This window comes from Pseudomonas sp. ZT5P21, from assembly GCF_054897785.1.
This window is the reverse complement of sequence record NZ_CM142705.1, coordinates 4,537,400-4,554,763: the sequence shown is the minus strand read 5'-3', so window position 1 is coordinate 4,554,763 and position 17,364 is coordinate 4,537,400. Positions and strand designations below refer to the sequence as shown.

The window sequence follows — 17,364 nt, the reverse complement described above, 5'->3', positions numbered from 1 at the left end:
GACCCGATGCATCGCGGTATCGGGATGACCTCGCAACGCACTCGCGAGCGTCTGATTCAGCGGTTGTATGAGGAGGGCATTTCCAACGCCAAGGTGCTGGAAGTGATCCGCCGTACACCGCGTCACCTGTTCGTCGATGAGGCGCTGGCGCACCGTGCCTATGAAGACACGGCGTTGCCGATCGGCAACAACCAGACGATCTCCCAGCCTTACATGGTGGCCCGCATGAGCGAGTTGCTGCTGGAAGCGGGGCCGCTGGACAAGGTGATGGAAATCGGCACGGGCTCGGGTTATCAGACCGCGATCCTTTCGCAACTGGTCGAGCGGGTTTTTTCCGTCGAGCGCATCAAGGTTTTGCAGGACCGGGCCAAGGAACGTCTGGTCGACCTCAACTTGCGCAACGTGGTCTTCCGCTGGGGCGATGGTTGGGAAGGCTGGCCGGCGCTGGCACCGTACAACGGCATTATCGTGACAGCGGTGGCGACCGATGTGCCCCAGGCATTGCTTGACCAGTTGGCGCCCGGAGGGCGACTGGTGATACCGGTCGGGTCGGGTGAAGTTCAACAATTGATGCTGATCATCCGCGAGGAGCACGGGTTTTCCAGGCGTGTTCTTGGGGCGGTGCGATTCGTTCCATTGCTCAACGGGCCACTGGCCTGAGCATTTGTTCCGGCGCGGTGAATTCTCTTCGATTGCCCCTGTCTTACAGCGGCGTCGATCAGTTAAACGGAATGGATCGTCAGGTAGCAAACGTGTGCTTCGCTTCATTAAAGGTAAAGCCTGCACAGCCCGTTATACTGGCGACATTTCATGCCGGGAGCACGGCAATTAAACATTTCAGCCACCACAAAGGGAGCGGCGGGTGAGTCACACAGTCATTGCGCAGCGAATGGGTATAACGAGCTTTCAGCGCCTGGTGACTGGCCTTGTCTTGAGCACCTTGCTGGTCGGTTGTTCCAGCACCAAATCGAGCGACGTACGCGTCCTCGATCGCAACAATGCCGTCGCCCAGCGTCCGGCAGTGACCACGGGCCAGTATGTGGTTCGACCGAAAGACACGCTGTTCTCGATCGCCTTTCGCTACGGCTGGGACTACAAAGCCCTCGCGGCACGCAACAATATTCCTACGCCTTACACGATACATCCGGGTCAGACGATTCGCTTTGACGGTCGCACCGGTTCAACGCCGACAGCGGTGGTCAGCCCGTCCGATTCGGCGCCTTCGTCGTCCAGTAAAACCACCGTAATCCGGCGCCAGCCAAATGGCGCGACTACCACAACAACGGTGGTTGCACCGTCCGTCGCCAACAAGCCAACACCTGCTCCGATGCCTCCGGCAGGCCCGGCCCCGACCGGCTGGGGATGGCCTTCTAATGGCATCTTGATTGGAAAATTCTCTTCAAACGGTAGTTTGAATAAAGGAATTGATATCGCCGGAGATTTGGGACAGCCTGTTTTAGCTGCGTCTGATGGGACGGTGGTATACGCCGGGAGTGGCTTAAGGGGCTACGGCGAATTGGTCATCATCAAACACAGCGATACCTACGTCAGTGCCTACGGACATAACCGCAGGCTGTTGGTTCGGGAGGGGCAGCAGGTCAAGGTCGGACAGACAATTGCCGAAATGGGGTCAACGGGTACAGACCGGGTGAAACTGCATTTTGAGATTCGCCGACAAGGTAAACCTGTAGATCCGCTGCAGTTCCTGCCACGTCGTTGATTTGTTACCAGCCTGTTCCGTCACGTAGAGGGAACAGGCTCCAGCGTTGCCAAGGATAGAGGCGCCGCTTGAGCTTGAGGTCGAACTCACCAAAGGACTATAACAATGGCTCTCAGTAAAGAAGTGCCGGAGTTTGACATCGACGATGAGGTTCTCCTGATGGAGACCGGCATCGGTACGGATTCGATGTCGAATGATGAAGGGGATGCTCCACCTTCCGTTCGTGCCAAATCCAAACACTCCGCTTCGTTAAAGCAACACAAGTACATTGACTACACGCGTGCACTCGATGCCACGCAGCTGTACCTCAATGAGATCGGCTTTTCCCCTCTGCTGTCGCCCGAAGAAGAAGTTCACTTTGCACGCTTGTCGCAAAGTGGCGATCCGGCCGGTCGCAAACGCATGATTGAAAGTAACCTGCGGCTGGTGGTGAAAATCGCCCGTCGATACGTCAATCGTGGCTTGTCGCTGCTGGACCTGATCGAAGAGGGCAACCTCGGGCTGATTCGGGCGGTAGAGAAGTTCGACCCCGAACGTGGCTTCCGTTTTTCGACCTACGCAACCTGGTGGATTCGTCAGACCATCGAGCGCGCGATCATGAATCAGACCCGGACCATCCGGTTGCCGATCCATGTGGTCAAAGAGCTCAACGTGTACCTGCGGGCCGCACGGGAGCTGACGCAAAAACTCGATCACGAACCCTCACCCGAAGAAATCGCCAACCTGCTGGAAAAACCGGTGGGAGAGGTCAAGCGCATGCTCGGCCTGAACGAGCGAGTATCTTCGGTCGACGTCTCACTGGGTCCGGATTCGGATAAAACCCTGCTGGACACCCTTACCGATGACCGTCCAACCGATCCGTGCGAACTGCTGCAGGATGACGACCTGTCTCAGAGCATCGATCAATGGCTCTCGGAATTGACCGACAAGCAGCGTGAGGTGGTGATACGTCGCTTCGGTCTACGCGGTCATGAGAGCAGCACGCTGGAAGATGTAGGCCTGGAAATAGGCCTGACTCGCGAACGTGTCAGACAGATTCAAGTTGAAGGCCTGAAGCGTCTACGGGAGATTCTGGAGAAGAATGGTCTGTCTAGCGAGTCACTGTTTCAATAAGCAAATCGCGTGAGCAGCAAGCAGAAAGCCCCGACTGGTTCGGGGCTTTTTGTATTCTGAGAAAAGGCGTCCTACATCACCTCAGGTTTGTAGTCTTGCGTTGTAAGTCTTTGCTTACTCTCTCGTAAGTGTTCGCTATTTTTACACGCTGGCAGACGTCCATTGTCGCTTCGGTCAAGTTCTATCTTGTTGAATATTATTGATATTTTATAAAAGTAGCAGCGTATGACAGTGTGTTTTTGTCCTTGAGGTCGATTGCGCTTGCCCCGGAACTCTCTAGTATCAGGGGTGTGTCGACGGACAGACACGCCCTTCACGGATGAGGGGAAAGGACATTGCAGGATGCGATTCATCAGGACGATGAAAAGGAACATAGGGAATAGGGAAAAATGTGGGCGGGTCAAACCGCCCCTTTTTTTGCCTGCAGAAAAGCGAAAAGGCCCGCAAGGGGCCTTTTCGGGAACGCGGGGGAAATCAGCGTTCGAGGTCTTTGATCTTGCCTTTGACGCCATCCCACTCTTCGGCATCGGGCAGCGATTCTTTCTTCTCGGTGATGTTGGGCCAGATTTCGGCCAACTCAACGTTCAGCTGAATGAATTCCTGCATCTCTTCCGGGACTTCATCTTCGGAGAAGATGGCCACGGCAGGGCATTCTGGTTCGCACAGTGCGCAGTCGATGCACTCATCCGGGTGAATCACCAGGAAGTTCGGGCCTTCGTAAAAGCAGTCCACCGGACAGACTTCTACGCAGTCGGTGTACTTGCACTTGATGCAGTTGTCGGTGACGACGAAGGTCATTTCTAATTTTCTCCTCAGGCGGCGGCAGCGGAGCCCCTTCACGTTGGGGTCGCCAGGTTTGGGAGCGATAGTCTGCAGGCCAGGCTATTAGCCTGCAGCATCCCAAACCGCGCGAGATTCTAACAGCTTGCGGTCAAGTGCGTTAGATCCGTGTCTTTAGTGTATAGAGCATTTCCAGCGCGCGACGCGGCGTCAGGTCATCCAGATCAAGTTTGGCCAATTCATCGAGCACTGGATGCGGCAGGCTGGCGAACATGTCGCTTTGCTGTGGCGTCGCCGGTTTGCCCTTGGCTGGTTTCGGGGTTTCGTGAGGCAGCGCGGTGGCTTCCAGTCGACCCAGGTGCTCGCGAGCGCGCACGATCACTTCGCTCGGCACACCGGCCAGCTGCGCAACGGCCAGGCCATAGCTCTGGCTGGCAGGCCCGGGCAGCACGTGGTGCAGGAACACGATGCGCTCGTTGTGCTCGGTGGCATTGAGGTGCACGTTGGCCACCAGCGGCTGGGCTTCCGGCAACACTGTCAGTTCAAAGTAGTGGGTGGCGAACAGCGTGTAAGCCCGCAAATGCGCCAGGCGCTCGGCGGCAGCCCAGGCCAGGGACAGTCCGTCAAAGGTGCTGGTGCCGCGACCGACTTCGTCCATCAGCACCAGGCTGCGTTCGGTGGCGTTGTGCAGAATGTTCGCGGTTTCGCTCATTTCGACCATGAAGGTCGAGCGTCCACCGGCCAAGTCATCGCTTGAACCGATGCGGGTGAAAATCCGGTCCACCAGCGACAACTCGCAACTGGCCGCCGGCACGAAACTGCCGATGTGCGCCAGCAACACGATCAACGCGGTCTGACGCATGTAGGTGGATTTACCGCCCATGTTCGGACCGGTGATCACCAGCATGCGCGTATTGTCGTCGAGGCTCAGGTCGTTGGCCACGAACGGCGTGGTCAGCACTTGCTCGACCACCGGGTGACGACCCTGGCTGATGCGCATGCATGGCTCGTCAACGAAGCGCGGGCAGTTCAAATCGAGATTCAATGCGCGTTCGGCGAGGTTGCTCAGCACGTCCAGTTCGGCCAGGGCTGCTGCGGTGTCTTGCAGCGGGGGCAACTGGGCGATCAAATCTTCAAGTAGCGCTTCGTACAACATCTTCTCGCGGGCGAGGGCGCGGCTCTTCGCTGACAGGGCCTTGTCTTCGAACGCCTTCAGCTCCGGCGTGATAAAACGCTCGGCGCCTTTCAGGGTCTGACGGCGGATGTAATCGGCCGGCGCCGATTCGGCTTGCTTGCTCGGCAGTTCGATGAAGTAACCGTGAATGCGGTTGTAGCCGACTTTCAGGTGCGACAAGCCGGTGCGGGCTTTTTCGCGAGCTTCCAGATCGATCAGGAACTGCCCGGCGTTTTCGCTGAGCGATTGCAGATCGTCGAGTTCGCTGTCGTAACCGGTTTTCAACACGCCGCCATCGCGGATCACCGCAGGCGGGTTGTCGATGATGGCTTTTTCCAGCAGTGCCGCCAGTTCCGGGTAAGTGCTGGTGGTCTTCGCCAGTTGAATGATGTGCGGCGCTTCCAACTCCGTCATCGCCACTTGCAATTCAGGCAGTGCTCCGAGGGCATCACGCAAGCGCGCCAGGTCCCGAGGACGGGCATTGCGCAGGCCGATTCGCGCGAGAATCCGCTCGATGTCACCGATTTCCTTGAGCTGCGGTTGCAGCTTTTCGAAACGGTAGCCGTCGAGCAGGCACGTGATCGAGGTCTGGCGCGCCAGCAAAACAGTCAGATCGCGCAGCGGGCGGTTCAGCCAGCGGGTCAGCAAGCGGCTGCCCATCGCGGTCTGGCAACGATCGACCACCGATTGCAGGGTGTTGTCGCGACCACCGGCCAGGTTGGTGTCCAGCTCCAGGTTGCGACGACTTGCGCCATCCAGCACCACTGTATCGTCCAGACGTTCATGCCGCAGGCTGCGCAAGTGCGGCAGGGCGGTGCGCTGGGTTTCCTTGGCGTAGCTGAGCAGGCAACCGGCAGCGCCGATGGCCAGGGTCAGGTTCTCGCAACCAAAACCTTTCAGGTCCTGGGTCGAGAATTGTTGGCAGAGACTTTTCAGCGCCGAGTCGCGCTCGAAATCCCACGGCGCACGGCGACGAACCCCACGGCGCTTCTCTGCCGGCAAATCCTTTGGCCAGTCATCCGGGATCATCAGCTCCACCGGGTTGACCCGCTCCAGTTCCGCCAGGAGGTTTTCCCAGCCCTTGATCTCCAGCACCGTGAAGTTGCCGCTGGTGATGTCCAGCACAGCAAGGCCGAACAGACGTTCGTCGCCCAGCACGGCCGCGATCAGGTTATCCCGACGCTCATCGAGCAAGGCTTCATCACTGACTGTGCCCGGCGTGATGATCCGCACCACCTGCCGATCCACCGGCCCTTTGCTGGTCGCCGGGTCGCCGACCTGCTCACAAATCACCACTGACTCGCCGAGCTTGACCAGTTTCGCCAGGTAACCTTCCGCGGCGTGGTAAGGAATCCCGCACATCGGAATCGCCTGACCGGCCGACTGCCCACGGGCAGTCAGGGTGATGTCCAGCAACTTGGCGGCCTTCTTCGCGTCTTCATAGAAGATCTCGTAGAAGTCGCCCATGCGGTAGAACATCAACTGGTCGGGGTGCTGGTTCTTCAGGCGCCAATACTGCTGCATCATTGGCGTGTGAGAGGACAAATCGGAGACAGGTTTATTCATCGGATAATCAGGCAAATTCGTTGAAAGGTGTAGGGCAAAGGAGGGACATCGGCCCGGCTTTTCCGCGATGGGCGCAAGGTTAACATGGGCGGTCCAACCGACGCAGGCATGAAAGCCACGCGACCTGAAAGGTACCTGCCTCGCTCGCTAACATTTTGATCGATCCTGTAACTTGCATGCCCGATCCGCTCGTGTACGGTAGTTCCCATTCCGCCCGCTCAGGAGATGACCGTGAAAGAAATCACCCAACTGGCCGCCGAACTTGGCCGGCGCTTGCAGGTTCTCAATGCTCACGTCGCCGCAGCAGAGTCCTGTACCGGCGGCGGGATTTCCGAGGCTATCACGCGCATTCCAGGGAGTTCGGCGTGGTTCGAGGCCGGTTATGTCACGTACTCAAACCGTCAGAAAACTGAGCAATTGAATGTTCCGGTCGAGTTGTTTGCAACGGTCGGGGCGGTCAGTCGCGAGGTGGTCGAGGCCATGGTGCGAGGCGCGCAGGAAAAAAGTCGGGCGCATTTTGCCGTGGCGGTCAGCGGCGTGGCCGGGCCGGATGGTGGTTCGCCGAGCAAGCCGGTGGGCACGGTCTGGCTGGCCTGGGGTGTGGGGGAGCGGGTCTTCAGCGAGGTGCAGCACTTCCCCGGAAACCGCGACGAGGTCCGCCGACAAACGGTGAGGGCCGCGCTAGAGGGGCTGCTGCGCCATGCCAGCGGAGAAATCTCAAATCAGGGGTAGGCGATCCTGAATCGCTGTGGAATAATACTGGCTACTTATACAGGTGTTGGCCGTCAGGCCTTATTGATTACGTGAGGACTTTAATGGACGACAACAAGAAGAAAGCCTTGGCTGCGGCCCTGGGTCAGATCGAACGTCAATTCGGCAAGGGTGCCGTAATGCGTATGGGCGATCAGGACCGTCAGGCGATCCCGGCTATCTCTACGGGCTCTCTGGGTCTGGACATCGCGCTCGGCATTGGTGGTCTGCCAAAAGGTCGTATCGTTGAAATCTACGGTCCTGAATCCTCCGGTAAAACCACGCTGACACTGTCGGTGATCGCCCAGGCTCAAAAAGCCGGCGCGACCTGCGCATTCGTCGACGCCGAACACGCCCTCGATCCTGAATACGCCGGCAAACTCGGCGTCAACGTCGACGACCTGCTGGTTTCGCAGCCGGACACCGGCGAGCAGGCCCTGGAAATCACCGACATGCTGGTGCGTTCCAACGCGGTTGACGTGATCATCGTCGACTCCGTGGCGGCGCTGGTGCCGAAGGCTGAAATCGAAGGTGAAATGGGTGACATGCACGTGGGCCTGCAAGCCCGTCTGATGTCCCAGGCGCTGCGTAAAATCACCGGTAACATCAAGAACGCCAACTGCCTGGTGATCTTCATCAACCAGATCCGTATGAAAATCGGCGTGATGTTCGGCAGCCCGGAAACCACCACTGGTGGTAACGCGCTGAAGTTCTATGCTTCGGTTCGTCTGGACATCCGCCGTACTGGCGCGGTGAAAGAAGGCGATGAAGTCGTCGGTAGCGAAACCCGCGTCAAGGTTGTGAAGAACAAGGTCGCTTCGCCGTTCCGTCAGGCCGAGTTTCAGATTCTGTACGGCAAGGGCATCTACCTCAATGGTGAGATGATCGACCTGGGTGTTCTGCACGGTTTCGTCGAGAAGTCCGGTGCCTGGTACGCCTACGAAGGCACCAAGATCGGTCAGGGCAAGGCCAACTCGGCCAAGTTCCTGGCGGACAACCCGGAAATCGCCACGAAACTTGAGAAGCAGCTGCGCGACAAACTGCTGACTCCGGCGCCGGACGTCAAAGCATCGCCAGTCAAAGAGACGGCTGATGACCTGGCTGACGCTGATATCTGATTGATCCGATGACCGCCGTACTCGATACACTCGTCGCGGTGCGGCGAACCGCAATGGACCTGCTCGCGCGACGCGAGCACGGTCGAGTCGAGCTGACGCGTAAACTGCGTCAGCGTGGCGCCCTCCCTGAAATGATCGACACAGCACTCGACCGTTTGACGGAAGAGGGTCTGTTGTCCGAATCCCGTTACCTCGAAAGCTTCGTTTCTTATCGTGCCCGTTCCGGCTATGGCCCTATGCGTATCCGCGAAGAGTTGAGCCAGCGTGGCCTGCAACGCAGCGACATCGAGCTCGCGTTACGCGAGAGCGGTATCAACTGGCAGGAACAACTGGAAGACACCTGGCGGCGCAAGTTCTCCGGCCATTTACCGATAGACGTCCGGGAGCGCGCCAAGCAAGGACGGTTCCTGAGTTATCGGGGTTATCCCATGGAAATGATCAGCCGCTTGTTCAGCGGCCGAGGGATGGACGATTGACTGAAACGGCTCGCTATTTTGATAGCGGGCCGTTTTTTTTGCCTTACGTAACCTTCGAGGGTTCCCGCGTGCGTTGTTGCGCCTGAGGTTTGGGCTGCGCCCAGTTTTCCGGCAGGTTGATGTAGTCCACCAGTTCCCGCAGGCGTCCATGGTCACGGGCGTTAAAGGTGAAGGCCAGACGTGCAAGGTGGCTGAACTGCGGCTCGTCGTGCTCCTCGCCGCTGTAGGCATGCTGATGGAAGTGATCGCTCAGGCAAAGGTCGGCGAACGCGTGTTGCATGTGCTCCAGCGCCTCGTCACTGAGCTTGTGATTCATGCGGATCACGAACTGATGCTTGAGCCAGCGGCTGGAGTGGAAGTTGCTGTAGAACTGAGTGATCTGCTCCACCGCCTCTTCGGCGCTATAGACCAGGCTCACCAGTTTCAGGTCGGTGGGCAGGATATAGCGATTCTCCTCCAGTTGATTGCGGATGAAGTCCAGTGCACCTTGCCAGAACTTGCCGCCCGGAGCGTCCAGCAGCACCACTGGCACCAGCGGGCTTTTACCGGTCTGGATCAGCGTCAGCACTTCCAGCGCCTCGTCCAGCGTACCGAAACCGCCAGGGCACAAGACCAGCGCATCGGCTTCCTTGACGAAGAACAGCTTGCGGGTAAAAAAGAAGTGGAACGGCAACAAGTTGGTGGTGCCGTTGACGGTGGGATTGGCATGTTGCTCGAAGGGCAGGGTGATGTTGAATCCCAGGCTGTGTTCAAGGCCGGCACCTTCGTGGGCGGCCGCCATGATGCCTCCGCCGGCGCCGGTGATCACCATCAGGTCCGAGCGGGCCAGTGCGGCGCCGAGTTCTCGGGCGAGGCCATACAGCGGGTGTTCTATTGGCGTGCGGGCCGAGCCGAACACCGTGACTTTACGCCGTCCCCGGAACTGTTCGAGCACACGGAACGCCTGTTCAAGTTCGCGCAAGGCTTGCAGGGTGATTTTGGCATTCCAGCGATTGTGATCTTCCTGGGCCATGCGCAGCACGGTCAGGATCATGTCGCGGTAGATCGGGATGTTTGGGCTGTTGGGTGAAACCAGATTGAGCTGTTCTTCGACCTTGCTCATGAGGTCGTGGCCGCTTTCTGCAAAATGGCGGCTCAGGAGGTCATTCGGTTGGTAAGGCATCAACTTCTCCTTCCATACAGGCTCTGTTTTTTCCCTTGGATGAAGGAAACATTCGCATAGGCAAATAGAAAACCAGGCAGCCCCTTTTCTGCCCTGAAAAGTGAACGGAACACTATGAATCTAGACCCTCGCGGTGATTCGCGCTGACTTGATCATTGCGCTGTAAAGTCTTTCCTGGCAACCGCTTATTGACGGTTTGCAAGGTGATTTCACCGTTCGTCTGAACACACGCCGAGTGCCCGGCACTCTGATTTACTGAATAACAGGCGTGACACCATAGCTTTGCGTCAATGGCAGGGCGCACGGTACAAGCGGTTCAAGGATTTTCTCGCTCAAGCAAGGGCGAAGTGCATGGAGGCGGGATGCGATGGCCAGAGTCATTCTGGAGATCGATACACAACTGTATCGATTATTGAAGTCATCGGCCGAGACCCATCACTTGAGTCTTGAAGAGGAGTGCTGTCGGCGTCTGGAGGGAGCCGATCGGCGCTCGCGCTATTTAGAGGCGCTGTTGGCAGAACTGCGCGCCGAGGATGAACAGCGACGCGCCCATTCCCATTGAATTACTTTTTCTTGGCCGGTGTGGCTTTCGGGCAATCCGACTCCTGGAAACTTGCGGAGCCGACGGGACGATTTGTCTTCACCTCGGTAAAGTCGTAACGCATCACAGCGCCCTTTGCCATCAGCTTGCGGAACCCCGGGTTTCTGCACACGGAAGCGCCAAGCTGGAAATACACTGCTTTCGGGTCTTCCCGCATCTTGTTGGCGTGGCTGCTTTGTACGCTCAAGTGGTTGACCAGTACATTGCCTTCGGCGGTGTAGCCCTGATCGAGAATGTCTTCGTTGATCGCCCGTGGCGTGCCGACGCTGCTTTGTGCGGCGACGTTTCGCAGCTCTCTGTTGAGATTCTGCTCACTCAAGGACGCAGCCTGAGCGTTGAAGGACGACGCCAGCAGAATGGCAGCGGTGGGAACGATAAGGCGCAACATGAAACTCTCCTGGTTCAGTGACTGGTGGTTCGACCCGTCACATGACTGTGCGTTCAGTGGTGGCGAATTATAGGGGAGCGTGTCTGGACGGTACAGGCTTGCACCGGCCGCTCTGGTAAACTGCCGGCCTTTTCGCCTTGCCGAGTGCTATTCGTGTCGAGTTTTCCTGTCTGCCGGTGTTGCCCACGATGAACCACGTCCCCAACGCCGTCGCCCGCCTGCGTGATCAGCGCGAAGAGGAGGGCATCAAGCCGATTCAGGCCCGTGGCTGGCGGGCAACCCGTTGCCGTGCCTGCCGCGTGATCGAGAGCCATTGCCTGTGCGCCTGGCGTCCGCAGGTCGACACCCGTTCTGGCGTGTGTCTGATCATGACCAACAAGGAAGTGTTCAAGCCGAGCAACACGGGGTGGCTGATCGCTGACGTGGTGCGCGACAACCATGCGTTCATCTGGTCGCGTACGGAAACTGATCCGCAGTTGCTGGCATTGCTCGCCGACCCGCAATGGCAACCGTATCTGGTCTTTCCAGGCGAATACGTCGAGCCTGAGCGAGTGACGAACACGGTCGAATCCGATGGTGCCAAGCGGCCGCTGTTCATTCTGCTGGACGCGACCTGGACCGAGGCCCGGAAAATTTTCCGCAAAAGTCCTTATTTTGATGCGCTGCCGATCCTGAGCCTGCTGCCCGAGAAGCTGTCACGCTATCGGCTGCGTCGGTCAACTCGTAGCGAGCATTTGTGTACGGCCGAAGTGGCGGCGCTGTGCCTCGATCTGGCGGGCGATGTGGAGGCTGCGTCGGCACTGGACGCTTATTTCGACGTGTTCAGCCAGCATTACCTCGATGCCAAACACCAGCTTGAACTGAATGTGGCAACACCGGCACATGCCGAGTTGATGCCTTTCGTGCAGAAAAGCGCCGCTGTTCCGGCCTGATTGTCGCCCATACTGCAAAGAACTGTACCCGCCAGGCACCTTGACCACCCTTGCTTCGCTGGGCATGCTTGGCGCCGATTGGGGCGCGGCCGAGTTTGATACGCCGCATCTTTACGTGAAAAGTTGCGTGAATTGCCACGTGATTGGCGTTGAACGTGCCCTGTTGGTGCAGCTCCGTGGCTGTACCTCGAGTTGTTTGAAAAACAGGATCATTAGAAAAATGGCCACACACGAAATCCTGATTGCCGATGACCACCCTCTTTTTCGAAGCGCCTTGCATCAAGCGTTGACCCTGGGCCTTGGCCCGGACGTCCGACTCGTGGAAGTGGCAAGCATTGCCGAGCTCGAAACCCGTCTCGACGAAAAGTCTGACTGGGATCTGGTGCTGCTCGACCTGAACATGCCGGGAGCCTACGGTTTTTCCGGGCTGGTGTTGTTGCGTGGCCAGTACCCGCAAATTCCGGTGGTGATGGTGTCGGCGCAGGAGGAGGCCTCGATCATGGTGAAGTCCCGTGAGTTCGGTGCCAGCGGTTTCATTCCTAAATCGAGTGACCTGAGTGTTATCCAGAAAGCCGTACGTGCAGTGCTGGATGGCGATGTGTTCTGGCCGCCTCAGGCGTTTGAAGCCGTCAGCGTTTCCGACGAAGCCAAGGCTGCCAGTCAAGGCCTTGCCAGCCTGACACCTCAGCAGTTCCGGGTGCTGACCATGGTCTGTGAAGGTTTGTTGAACAAACAGATTGCCTATGAACTGAGTGTGTCGGAAGCGACAATCAAAGCCCACGTCACGGCGATTTTCCGTAAGCTGAATGTGCGGACCCGGACCCAGGCGGCATTGCTCCTGCAACAACTTGAGTCAATTTCAAGCCACTAAAGGGTTGGCGTCTTCACGCTTTTTTGACTTGGTTTAATCTAGCTTTCCCACTCCTTTTTGGTCAGTTGTGACTTCTATGTCCCCTTTCAAAGGCCAGACCGGCCTGAAACGCATCCTCAACGCTTCCGGTTATTCGCTGGACGGCCTGCGTGCAGCCTTCACCGGCGAAGCGGCTTTTCGGCAACTGGTGTTGCTTAATGTCATCCTGATCCCGATTTCGTTCTTTCTGAACGTCAGCCGTGTCGAGCAGGCGCTGTTGATTGCCGTCTGTCTGTTGGCATTGATCGTCGAATTGCTTAACTCGGCAGTGGAAGCGGCCATCGACCGCATCTCCCTTGAGCTGCACCCGCTGTCCAAGAATGCCAAGGACATGGGCAGCGCCGCACAGCTCGTGGCGTTGACCATGATCGGGCTGGTGTGGGCGGTGATTCTGCTTTAGGCGATGGTGGGCAGCACGATCTCGTCGCTGCGCTGAACCCCGGCGGTGAAGGCGCGGCACAGGTCGAGGAATTCGCGCATCGCTGACGTCTGATATTTCTGTTTGTGCCAGATGAAATAGAACTGCCGCGCCAGGTCCAGATCCGGAGTTTCCACCGGCACCAGGCTGCCGCGCCGGAACGCATCGCGCAGGGCCAGTCGCGAAATACAGCCAATCCCCAATCCCGACTCCACCGCGCGTTTGATCGCTTCGGTATGCTCCAGCTCCAGGCGGATGTTCAACGCGCTGCGATGGTGACGCATGGCCTGATCAAAGGTCAGTCGCGTGCCGGAGCCTTGTTCCCGCAGAATCCAGGCTTCGTGGCTCAGCTCATCCATGGTCGCGGTGCCGCGAATGGCCAATGGATGCTGCGGTGCGCAGAACACCACCAACTCATCCTCGACCCAACTCTGCACTTCAATGTCCGGATGGCTGCAGTCGCCTTCGATTAGACCCAGGTCAATTTCATAGTGAGCGACTTGTTGCACGATGTTGGCAGTGTTCTGCACGTGCAGCTTCACCTGGCTTTCCGGATGACGCTGCATGTAGCTGCCGATCAGCAGAGTGGCGAGGTAATTGCCGATAGTCAGGGTCGCGCCGACGGCCAAAGAGCCGAATCCGGACTTGCCGTTGAGCAGGTCTTCGATTTCCTTGGACTGATCGAGCAGCGCCACCGCTTGCGGTAGTAGCTGTTTACCGAGGGCGTTAAGGCTCAGCCGTTTTCCGGCGCGATCGAACAGCTGGCAGCTGGACTGGCGCTCCAGTTCGGTGATCGAGGTACTCGCCGCCGATTGCGACAGGTTGAGCAGACCCGCAGCACGGGATACGCTTTCCTGCTGGGCGACGGCGACGAAGACTTGAAGTTGACGGAGAGTAAATCGCATATCTATATAACCGATAACCCTTATCTTAATAATCCATTTAACAGATATTGTCGCTGCCATTAGAATGCGATGCAATTGCGCACATCACCGACGCAGGCAAAATCTCCAGGAGTCCCACGTACATGAGCAACATGAACCACGAGCGTGTCCTCAGTGTTCATCACTGGAACGACACTCTGTTCAGCTTCAAGTGCACCCGCGACCCGGGCCTGCGCTTCGAGAACGGCCAGTTCGTGATGATCGGCCTGCAACAGCCCAACGGCCGCCCGCTTATGCGCGCTTACTCGATTGCCAGCCCGAACTGGGAAGAGCACCTCGAGTTCTTCAGCATCAAAGTGCCTGATGGCCCGCTGACTTCCCAGTTGCAGCATCTGAAGGAAGGCGACGAGATCATCATCAGCAAGAAGCCTACCGGCACGCTGGTACTGGATGACTTGAAGCCTGGCAAACATTTGTACCTGCTCAGCACCGGTACCGGTCTGGCGCCGTTCATGAGCGTTATCCAGGACCCGGAAACCTACGAGCGTTTCGAAAAAGTGATCCTGTGCCACGGCGTACGTTACGTCAACGAAGTCGCCTACCGCGAATTCATCACCGAGCATCTGCCGCAGAACGAGTTTTTCGGCGAGGCCCTGCGTGACAAGTTGATCTACTACCCGACCGTGACCCGCGAGCCGTTCGAGAACGAAGGTCGCCTGACTGACCTGATGCGCAGCGGCAAGCTGTTCAGCGATATCGGCCTGCCACCGATCAACCCGCAGGACGACCGCGCCATGCTGTGCGGCAGCCCGAGCATGCTCGACGAGACCAGCGAAGTGTTGAACAGCTTCGGCCTGAAAGTTTCGCCGCGGATGCGCGAGCCGGGTGATTACCTGATCGAGCGCGCGTTCGTCGAGAAATAATATCCGCCGCACCTGTGGGAGCGGGCTTGCTCGCGAAGGGGTCGTGTCATTCGACATCAATGTTGATAGACACGCCGCTTTCGCGAGCAACCCCGCTCCCACAGGTGTTTCTGGCATTCAATCCTTCGCGGGAATGACTTCCAGGACGCGGATCACACCGGCCTCGGGGTAATGCCAGCGTACGTCCAAATCCCAGAATTGCGCACCGTATTCACGTTCCGGTGTAGGAATCTGATACGCCGGGCGCGGATCCTGCGCCAGACATTGCTCAATCAACTCAACCAACGGCTCTTCAAGGCGTTGAGCGTGGCCATGCGCCTGCTGCAGCGCCGAATCCGTCCACTGCACAGGAATCAACTCCGGCGCAGCGCTGGCGATGCTGTTGGATGCCGTATCGATGATGTCGGCGTAAGGCACGTAAGGTTTTATGTCCAGAATCGGTGTGCCATCCAGCAAGTCGATGCCGGATATCCACAGGCGATTGGCTTCGACTTTATCCAGCTTCACCACGGATTGACCGATGCCATTGGGCCTGTGCGTCGCGCGGGTGGCGAACACGCCCATGGACTTGTTGCCGCCGAGGCGAGGGGGGCGGACTTTCAGGCGTGGCTTTTCTTCCAGGGCCTGATGGAACAGGAACAGCAGCCACACGTGGCTTACCTGATCCAGACCTTGCACCGCATCGCCCTGATCGAACGGCGCCACCAGTTCCAGTACGCCGCGAGCGGCCGGGGCCAGTTGCGGCTGGCGCGGAATGGCGAACTTCTCCTTGAAGCAGGAGCGCACGAAGCCGATGGGGGAAACGCTGTAGGTCATGGTGTGGGGTCGAGATGGGATGGATTGGCATGATAACCCGATCGACCCCTATTCAGTTGTGCCGGTACCGGCCCCTTCGCGAGCAAGCCCGCTCCCACAGGAGAACGCGTAACCCTTGTGGGAGCGGGCTTGAACTGACGATGGCGGCTTCAAAAACGCCTTCGCCAGCAAGCTGTGCTCCTACAGGTAAGGGCCTTTTATTGCGGGCGAACGCGCAGGGTCAGGCCCTTGAGGAAGTTGCGCAGCAACTGGTCGCCGCACGGACGATAGTTGGTGTGGCCGAACTTGCGGAACAGCGCGCTCAGCTCAGGTTTGGACACCGGGAACTCGGCGGCCTTGAGGATCGCGTGCATGTCGTCTTCCTTCAGTTCGAAGGCCACACGCAGTTTCTTCAGGATGATGTTGTTGGTGACCGGCACTTCGATCGGTTGCGGCGGACGGCTTTCGTCCTTGCCGCGCTTGAAGATCACCAGGCCGTCGAGGAAATGCGCCATGACTTCATCCGGGCACCGTACAAAACCTTCCTCGTCTTCTTCTTTCTTGTCGAGGTAGGTCAGCAAGTCTTCCAGGGACACGTCCATGCCGCCGAGCTTGATGATCTCGATGACTTTCTTGTCGCTGATGTCGAGCATGTAGCGAACGCTGCGCAGTACGTCGTTGTGAATCATGGTGTGCAGTCCTGATATTCAGCAGTGGGCGCCGCAGAAAACAGCGGCACCAAAATGTAGGGCGGCGTGAAAAGTCTTAGAACTTTTCTTTGCCGGACAGATAGCGCCATTGGCCCAGCGGCACTTTGCCGATGGAGACGCCGCCAATGCGGATGCGACGGATGGCAACGACCTTCAGGCCAACGGCCTGGCAGAACAGGGCGATCACGCCCGGTTGCGGGTTCTTCATCGCAAAGCGCAGGCGGTTTTCGTTCTGCCAGCTGGCTTTCACCGGTGGCAGCTCTTTACCTTTGTAGGTCAGGCCGTGGTTAAGGCGATTGAGGCCGTGGGCCACCATGTCGCCTTCAACTTCGACCACATACTCTTGCTCGATTTTCGCGGAATCGGCGGTGAGCTTGCGCAGGATCTTCCAGTCTTGGGTGAACACCAGCAGACCGCTGGCGTTGGCCTGCAGGTCGGTGCTGGCGGTCAGGCGCAGGAAATGGCCCTTGAGCGGACGTTTGCTGAAGCGGTGCTCTTCGCTCAGGGTCTCCGCGCTGATGGTCGCCATGGCCGTTTCCGCGTCCATGCCCGCCGCCACATTGAACAGGATGGTCACCGGCTCCGGCGCGGTGGCCTTGGCCTCCGGGTCGAGCTCGACTTTCTGGGTGTCGACCTTGAACTGCGGCTCGTCGATGACTTCACCGTCCACGGTGACCCAGCCGCCCTCGATGAACAGCTCAGCCTCCCGACGGGAACAGCCGACGAGTTCGATGAGGCGTTTGGAGAGACGAATCGGGTCAGTCATGACAGGGCCGTAACAAAAAAGGGGTGGGCATTGTACCTGCCTGGCGCCGGTTAATCGCGGGTCCATTTGCCTCAGGCGCTTTTAATGTGGGAGCTGGCTTGCCTGCGATGCAGACGACGCGGTGTTTCAGTTGCACTGCGGTGATGCAATCGCAGGCAAGCCAGCTCCCACATTTGTC

The 17,364-nt window shown here is 58.2% G+C and carries 19 protein-coding genes; 11 read left to right on the top strand and 8 right to left on the bottom strand.

Annotation, left to right across the window (positions count from 1 at the left end):
* The first annotated feature begins 24 nt into the window (after positions 1-24).
* The 3 genes from ACYZT9_RS21170 (at position 25) to rpoS (ending at position 2,833) form a co-directional block, all read left to right on the top strand.
* Complete coding sequence (locus ACYZT9_RS21170; RefSeq protein WP_174602683.1) at positions 25-660, top strand: protein-L-isoaspartate(D-aspartate) O-methyltransferase; 636 nt, start codon at positions 25-27, stop codon at positions 658-660.
* A 202-nt stretch (positions 661-862) separates the two neighbouring features.
* On the top strand, positions 863-1,720 hold the full coding sequence (locus ACYZT9_RS21165) for a peptidoglycan DD-metalloendopeptidase family protein (RefSeq protein WP_462007260.1): 858 nt from the start codon (positions 863-865) through the stop codon (positions 1,718-1,720).
* A 105-nt stretch (positions 1,721-1,825) separates the two neighbouring features.
* Positions 1,826-2,833 (top strand): RNA polymerase sigma factor RpoS, encoded by a 1,008-nt coding sequence (rpoS, locus tag ACYZT9_RS21160; protein WP_462007259.1) that lies wholly within the window; start codon positions 1,826-1,828, stop codon positions 2,831-2,833.
* 474 nt (positions 2,834-3,307) lie between these two features.
* On the opposite strand, the gene fdxA is transcribed toward rpoS, so the two are convergent.
* Together fdxA and mutS are read right to left on the bottom strand one after the other, a co-directional pair.
* Positions 3,308-3,631, bottom strand: coding sequence for a ferredoxin FdxA (gene fdxA, locus ACYZT9_RS21155; RefSeq protein WP_007908827.1), 324 nt, complete (start codon positions 3,629-3,631; stop codon positions 3,308-3,310).
* Between the two features lie 142 nt (positions 3,632-3,773).
* Entirely contained in the window at positions 3,774-6,353 is a 2,580-nt protein-coding gene (gene mutS / locus ACYZT9_RS21150) for a DNA mismatch repair protein MutS (protein ID WP_462007258.1), read from the bottom strand.
* A 231-nt stretch (positions 6,354-6,584) separates the two neighbouring features.
* On the opposite strand from mutS, the gene ACYZT9_RS21145 reads away from it, so the two are divergent.
* The 3 genes from ACYZT9_RS21145 (at position 6,585) to recX (ending at position 8,697) form a co-directional block, all read left to right on the top strand.
* Positions 6,585-7,085, top strand: coding sequence for a CinA family protein (locus ACYZT9_RS21145; RefSeq protein WP_462007257.1), 501 nt, complete (start codon positions 6,585-6,587; stop codon positions 7,083-7,085).
* A gap of 83 nt (positions 7,086-7,168) precedes the next feature.
* Complete coding sequence (recA, locus tag ACYZT9_RS21140; protein ID WP_282376924.1) at positions 7,169-8,221, top strand: recombinase RecA; 1,053 nt, start codon at positions 7,169-7,171, stop codon at positions 8,219-8,221.
* An 8-nt stretch (positions 8,222-8,229) separates the two neighbouring features.
* Positions 8,230-8,697 (top strand): recombination regulator RecX, encoded by a 468-nt coding sequence (gene recX / locus ACYZT9_RS21135; protein WP_462007256.1) that lies wholly within the window; start codon positions 8,230-8,232, stop codon positions 8,695-8,697.
* A 43-nt stretch (positions 8,698-8,740) separates the two neighbouring features.
* Here recX and ACYZT9_RS21130 read toward each other — a convergent pair whose 3' ends face one another.
* Positions 8,741-9,859 carry an LOG family protein gene (locus ACYZT9_RS21130; protein ID WP_462007255.1) on the bottom strand — a complete coding sequence of 373 codons (1,119 nt, stop codon included), beginning with the start codon at positions 9,857-9,859 and terminating at the stop codon, positions 8,741-8,743.
* A gap of 367 nt (positions 9,860-10,226) precedes the next feature.
* Here ACYZT9_RS21130 and ACYZT9_RS21125 point away from each other — a divergent pair, with 367 nt between their 5' ends.
* Positions 10,227-10,421 (top strand): hypothetical protein, encoded by a 195-nt coding sequence (locus ACYZT9_RS21125; protein ID WP_462007254.1) that lies wholly within the window; start codon positions 10,227-10,229, stop codon positions 10,419-10,421.
* A 1-nt stretch (position 10,422) separates the two neighbouring features.
* Here the strand turns inward: ACYZT9_RS21125 and ACYZT9_RS21120 are convergent, their stop codons facing one another.
* Positions 10,423-10,848 (bottom strand): PA3611 family quorum-sensing-regulated virulence factor, encoded by a 426-nt coding sequence (locus tag ACYZT9_RS21120; RefSeq protein ID WP_462007253.1) that lies wholly within the window; start codon positions 10,846-10,848, stop codon positions 10,423-10,425.
* Positions 10,849-11,036: 188 nt separating this feature from the next.
* Here ACYZT9_RS21120 and ACYZT9_RS21115 point away from each other — a divergent pair, with 188 nt between their 5' ends.
* The 3 genes from ACYZT9_RS21115 (at position 11,037) to ACYZT9_RS21105 (ending at position 13,090) form a co-directional block, all read left to right on the top strand.
* Complete coding sequence (locus ACYZT9_RS21115) at positions 11,037-11,780, top strand: tRNA-uridine aminocarboxypropyltransferase (protein WP_462007252.1); 744 nt, start codon at positions 11,037-11,039, stop codon at positions 11,778-11,780.
* 220 nt (positions 11,781-12,000) lie between these two features.
* A complete protein-coding gene (erdR, locus tag ACYZT9_RS21110) occupies positions 12,001-12,651 on the top strand; it encodes a response regulator transcription factor ErdR (protein WP_462007251.1) in 651 nt (216 codons plus the stop codon).
* 76 nt (positions 12,652-12,727) lie between these two features.
* Positions 12,728-13,090, top strand: coding sequence for a diacylglycerol kinase (locus ACYZT9_RS21105; RefSeq protein WP_150630766.1), 363 nt, complete (start codon positions 12,728-12,730; stop codon positions 13,088-13,090).
* Here ACYZT9_RS21105 and ACYZT9_RS21100 read toward each other — a convergent pair.
* Entirely contained in the window at positions 13,087-14,013 is a 927-nt protein-coding gene (locus ACYZT9_RS21100) for a LysR family transcriptional regulator (RefSeq protein WP_462007250.1), read from the bottom strand. The genes ACYZT9_RS21105 and ACYZT9_RS21100 overlap by 4 nt on opposite strands.
* A gap of 122 nt (positions 14,014-14,135) precedes the next feature.
* Between ACYZT9_RS21100 and fpr the strand changes: the two genes are divergently transcribed.
* Positions 14,136-14,915, top strand: coding sequence for a ferredoxin-NADP reductase (gene fpr, locus ACYZT9_RS21095; protein WP_003443014.1), 780 nt, complete (start codon positions 14,136-14,138; stop codon positions 14,913-14,915).
* A 117-nt stretch (positions 14,916-15,032) separates the two neighbouring features.
* On the opposite strand, the gene tsaA is transcribed toward fpr, so the two are convergent.
* The 3 genes from tsaA to ACYZT9_RS21080 form a co-directional block, all read right to left on the bottom strand.
* On the bottom strand, positions 15,033-15,731 hold the full coding sequence (tsaA, locus tag ACYZT9_RS21090) for a tRNA (N6-threonylcarbamoyladenosine(37)-N6)-methyltransferase TrmO (protein WP_462007249.1): 699 nt from the start codon (positions 15,729-15,731) through the stop codon (positions 15,033-15,035).
* A 197-nt stretch (positions 15,732-15,928) separates the two neighbouring features.
* Complete coding sequence (locus ACYZT9_RS21085; RefSeq protein WP_017336769.1) at positions 15,929-16,399, bottom strand: YehS family protein; 471 nt, start codon at positions 16,397-16,399, stop codon at positions 15,929-15,931.
* A gap of 76 nt (positions 16,400-16,475) precedes the next feature.
* Positions 16,476-17,186 (bottom strand): rRNA pseudouridine synthase, encoded by a 711-nt coding sequence (locus tag ACYZT9_RS21080; protein WP_462007248.1) that lies wholly within the window; start codon positions 17,184-17,186, stop codon positions 16,476-16,478.
* Between the last annotated feature and the right edge of the window lie 178 nt (positions 17,187-17,364).

What these genes read in the sequence shown, in the direction of transcription:
- ACYZT9_RS21085 (WP_017336769.1), bottom strand. Translation starts at nt 16,399, where the DNA reads ATGATTCACAACGACGTACTGCGCAGCGTTCGCTACATGCTCGACATC.
- ACYZT9_RS21130 (WP_462007255.1), bottom strand. Translation starts at nt 9,859, where the DNA reads ATGCCTTACCAACCGAATGACCTCCTGAGCCGCCATTTTGCAGAAAGC.
- ACYZT9_RS21170 (WP_174602683.1), top strand. Translation starts at nt 25, where the DNA reads ATGACCTCGCAACGCACTCGCGAGCGTCTGATTCAGCGGTTGTATGAG.
- erdR (WP_462007251.1), top strand. Translation starts at nt 12,001, where the DNA reads ATGGCCACACACGAAATCCTGATTGCCGATGACCACCCTCTTTTTCGA.
- fpr (WP_003443014.1), top strand. Translation starts at nt 14,136, where the DNA reads ATGAGCAACATGAACCACGAGCGTGTCCTCAGTGTTCATCACTGGAAC.
- ACYZT9_RS21115 (WP_462007252.1), top strand. Translation starts at nt 11,037, where the DNA reads ATGAACCACGTCCCCAACGCCGTCGCCCGCCTGCGTGATCAGCGCGAA.
- recX (WP_462007256.1), top strand. Translation starts at nt 8,230, where the DNA reads ATGACCGCCGTACTCGATACACTCGTCGCGGTGCGGCGAACCGCAATG.
- rpoS (WP_462007259.1), top strand. Translation starts at nt 1,826, where the DNA reads ATGGCTCTCAGTAAAGAAGTGCCGGAGTTTGACATCGACGATGAGGTT.
- ACYZT9_RS21120 (WP_462007253.1), bottom strand. Translation starts at nt 10,848, where the DNA reads ATGTTGCGCCTTATCGTTCCCACCGCTGCCATTCTGCTGGCGTCGTCC.
- ACYZT9_RS21100 (WP_462007250.1), bottom strand. Translation starts at nt 14,013, where the DNA reads ATGCGATTTACTCTCCGTCAACTTCAAGTCTTCGTCGCCGTCGCCCAG.
- ACYZT9_RS21080 (WP_462007248.1), bottom strand. Translation starts at nt 17,186, where the DNA reads ATGACTGACCCGATTCGTCTCTCCAAACGCCTCATCGAACTCGTCGGC.
- tsaA (WP_462007249.1), bottom strand. Translation starts at nt 15,731, where the DNA reads ATGACCTACAGCGTTTCCCCCATCGGCTTCGTGCGCTCCTGCTTCAAG.
- recA (WP_282376924.1), top strand. Translation starts at nt 7,169, where the DNA reads ATGGACGACAACAAGAAGAAAGCCTTGGCTGCGGCCCTGGGTCAGATC.
- fdxA (WP_007908827.1), bottom strand. Translation starts at nt 3,631, where the DNA reads ATGACCTTCGTCGTCACCGACAACTGCATCAAGTGCAAGTACACCGAC.
- ACYZT9_RS21105 (WP_150630766.1), top strand. Translation starts at nt 12,728, where the DNA reads ATGTCCCCTTTCAAAGGCCAGACCGGCCTGAAACGCATCCTCAACGCT.
- mutS (WP_462007258.1), bottom strand. Translation starts at nt 6,353, where the DNA reads ATGAATAAACCTGTCTCCGATTTGTCCTCTCACACGCCAATGATGCAG.
- ACYZT9_RS21125 (WP_462007254.1), top strand. Translation starts at nt 10,227, where the DNA reads ATGGCCAGAGTCATTCTGGAGATCGATACACAACTGTATCGATTATTG.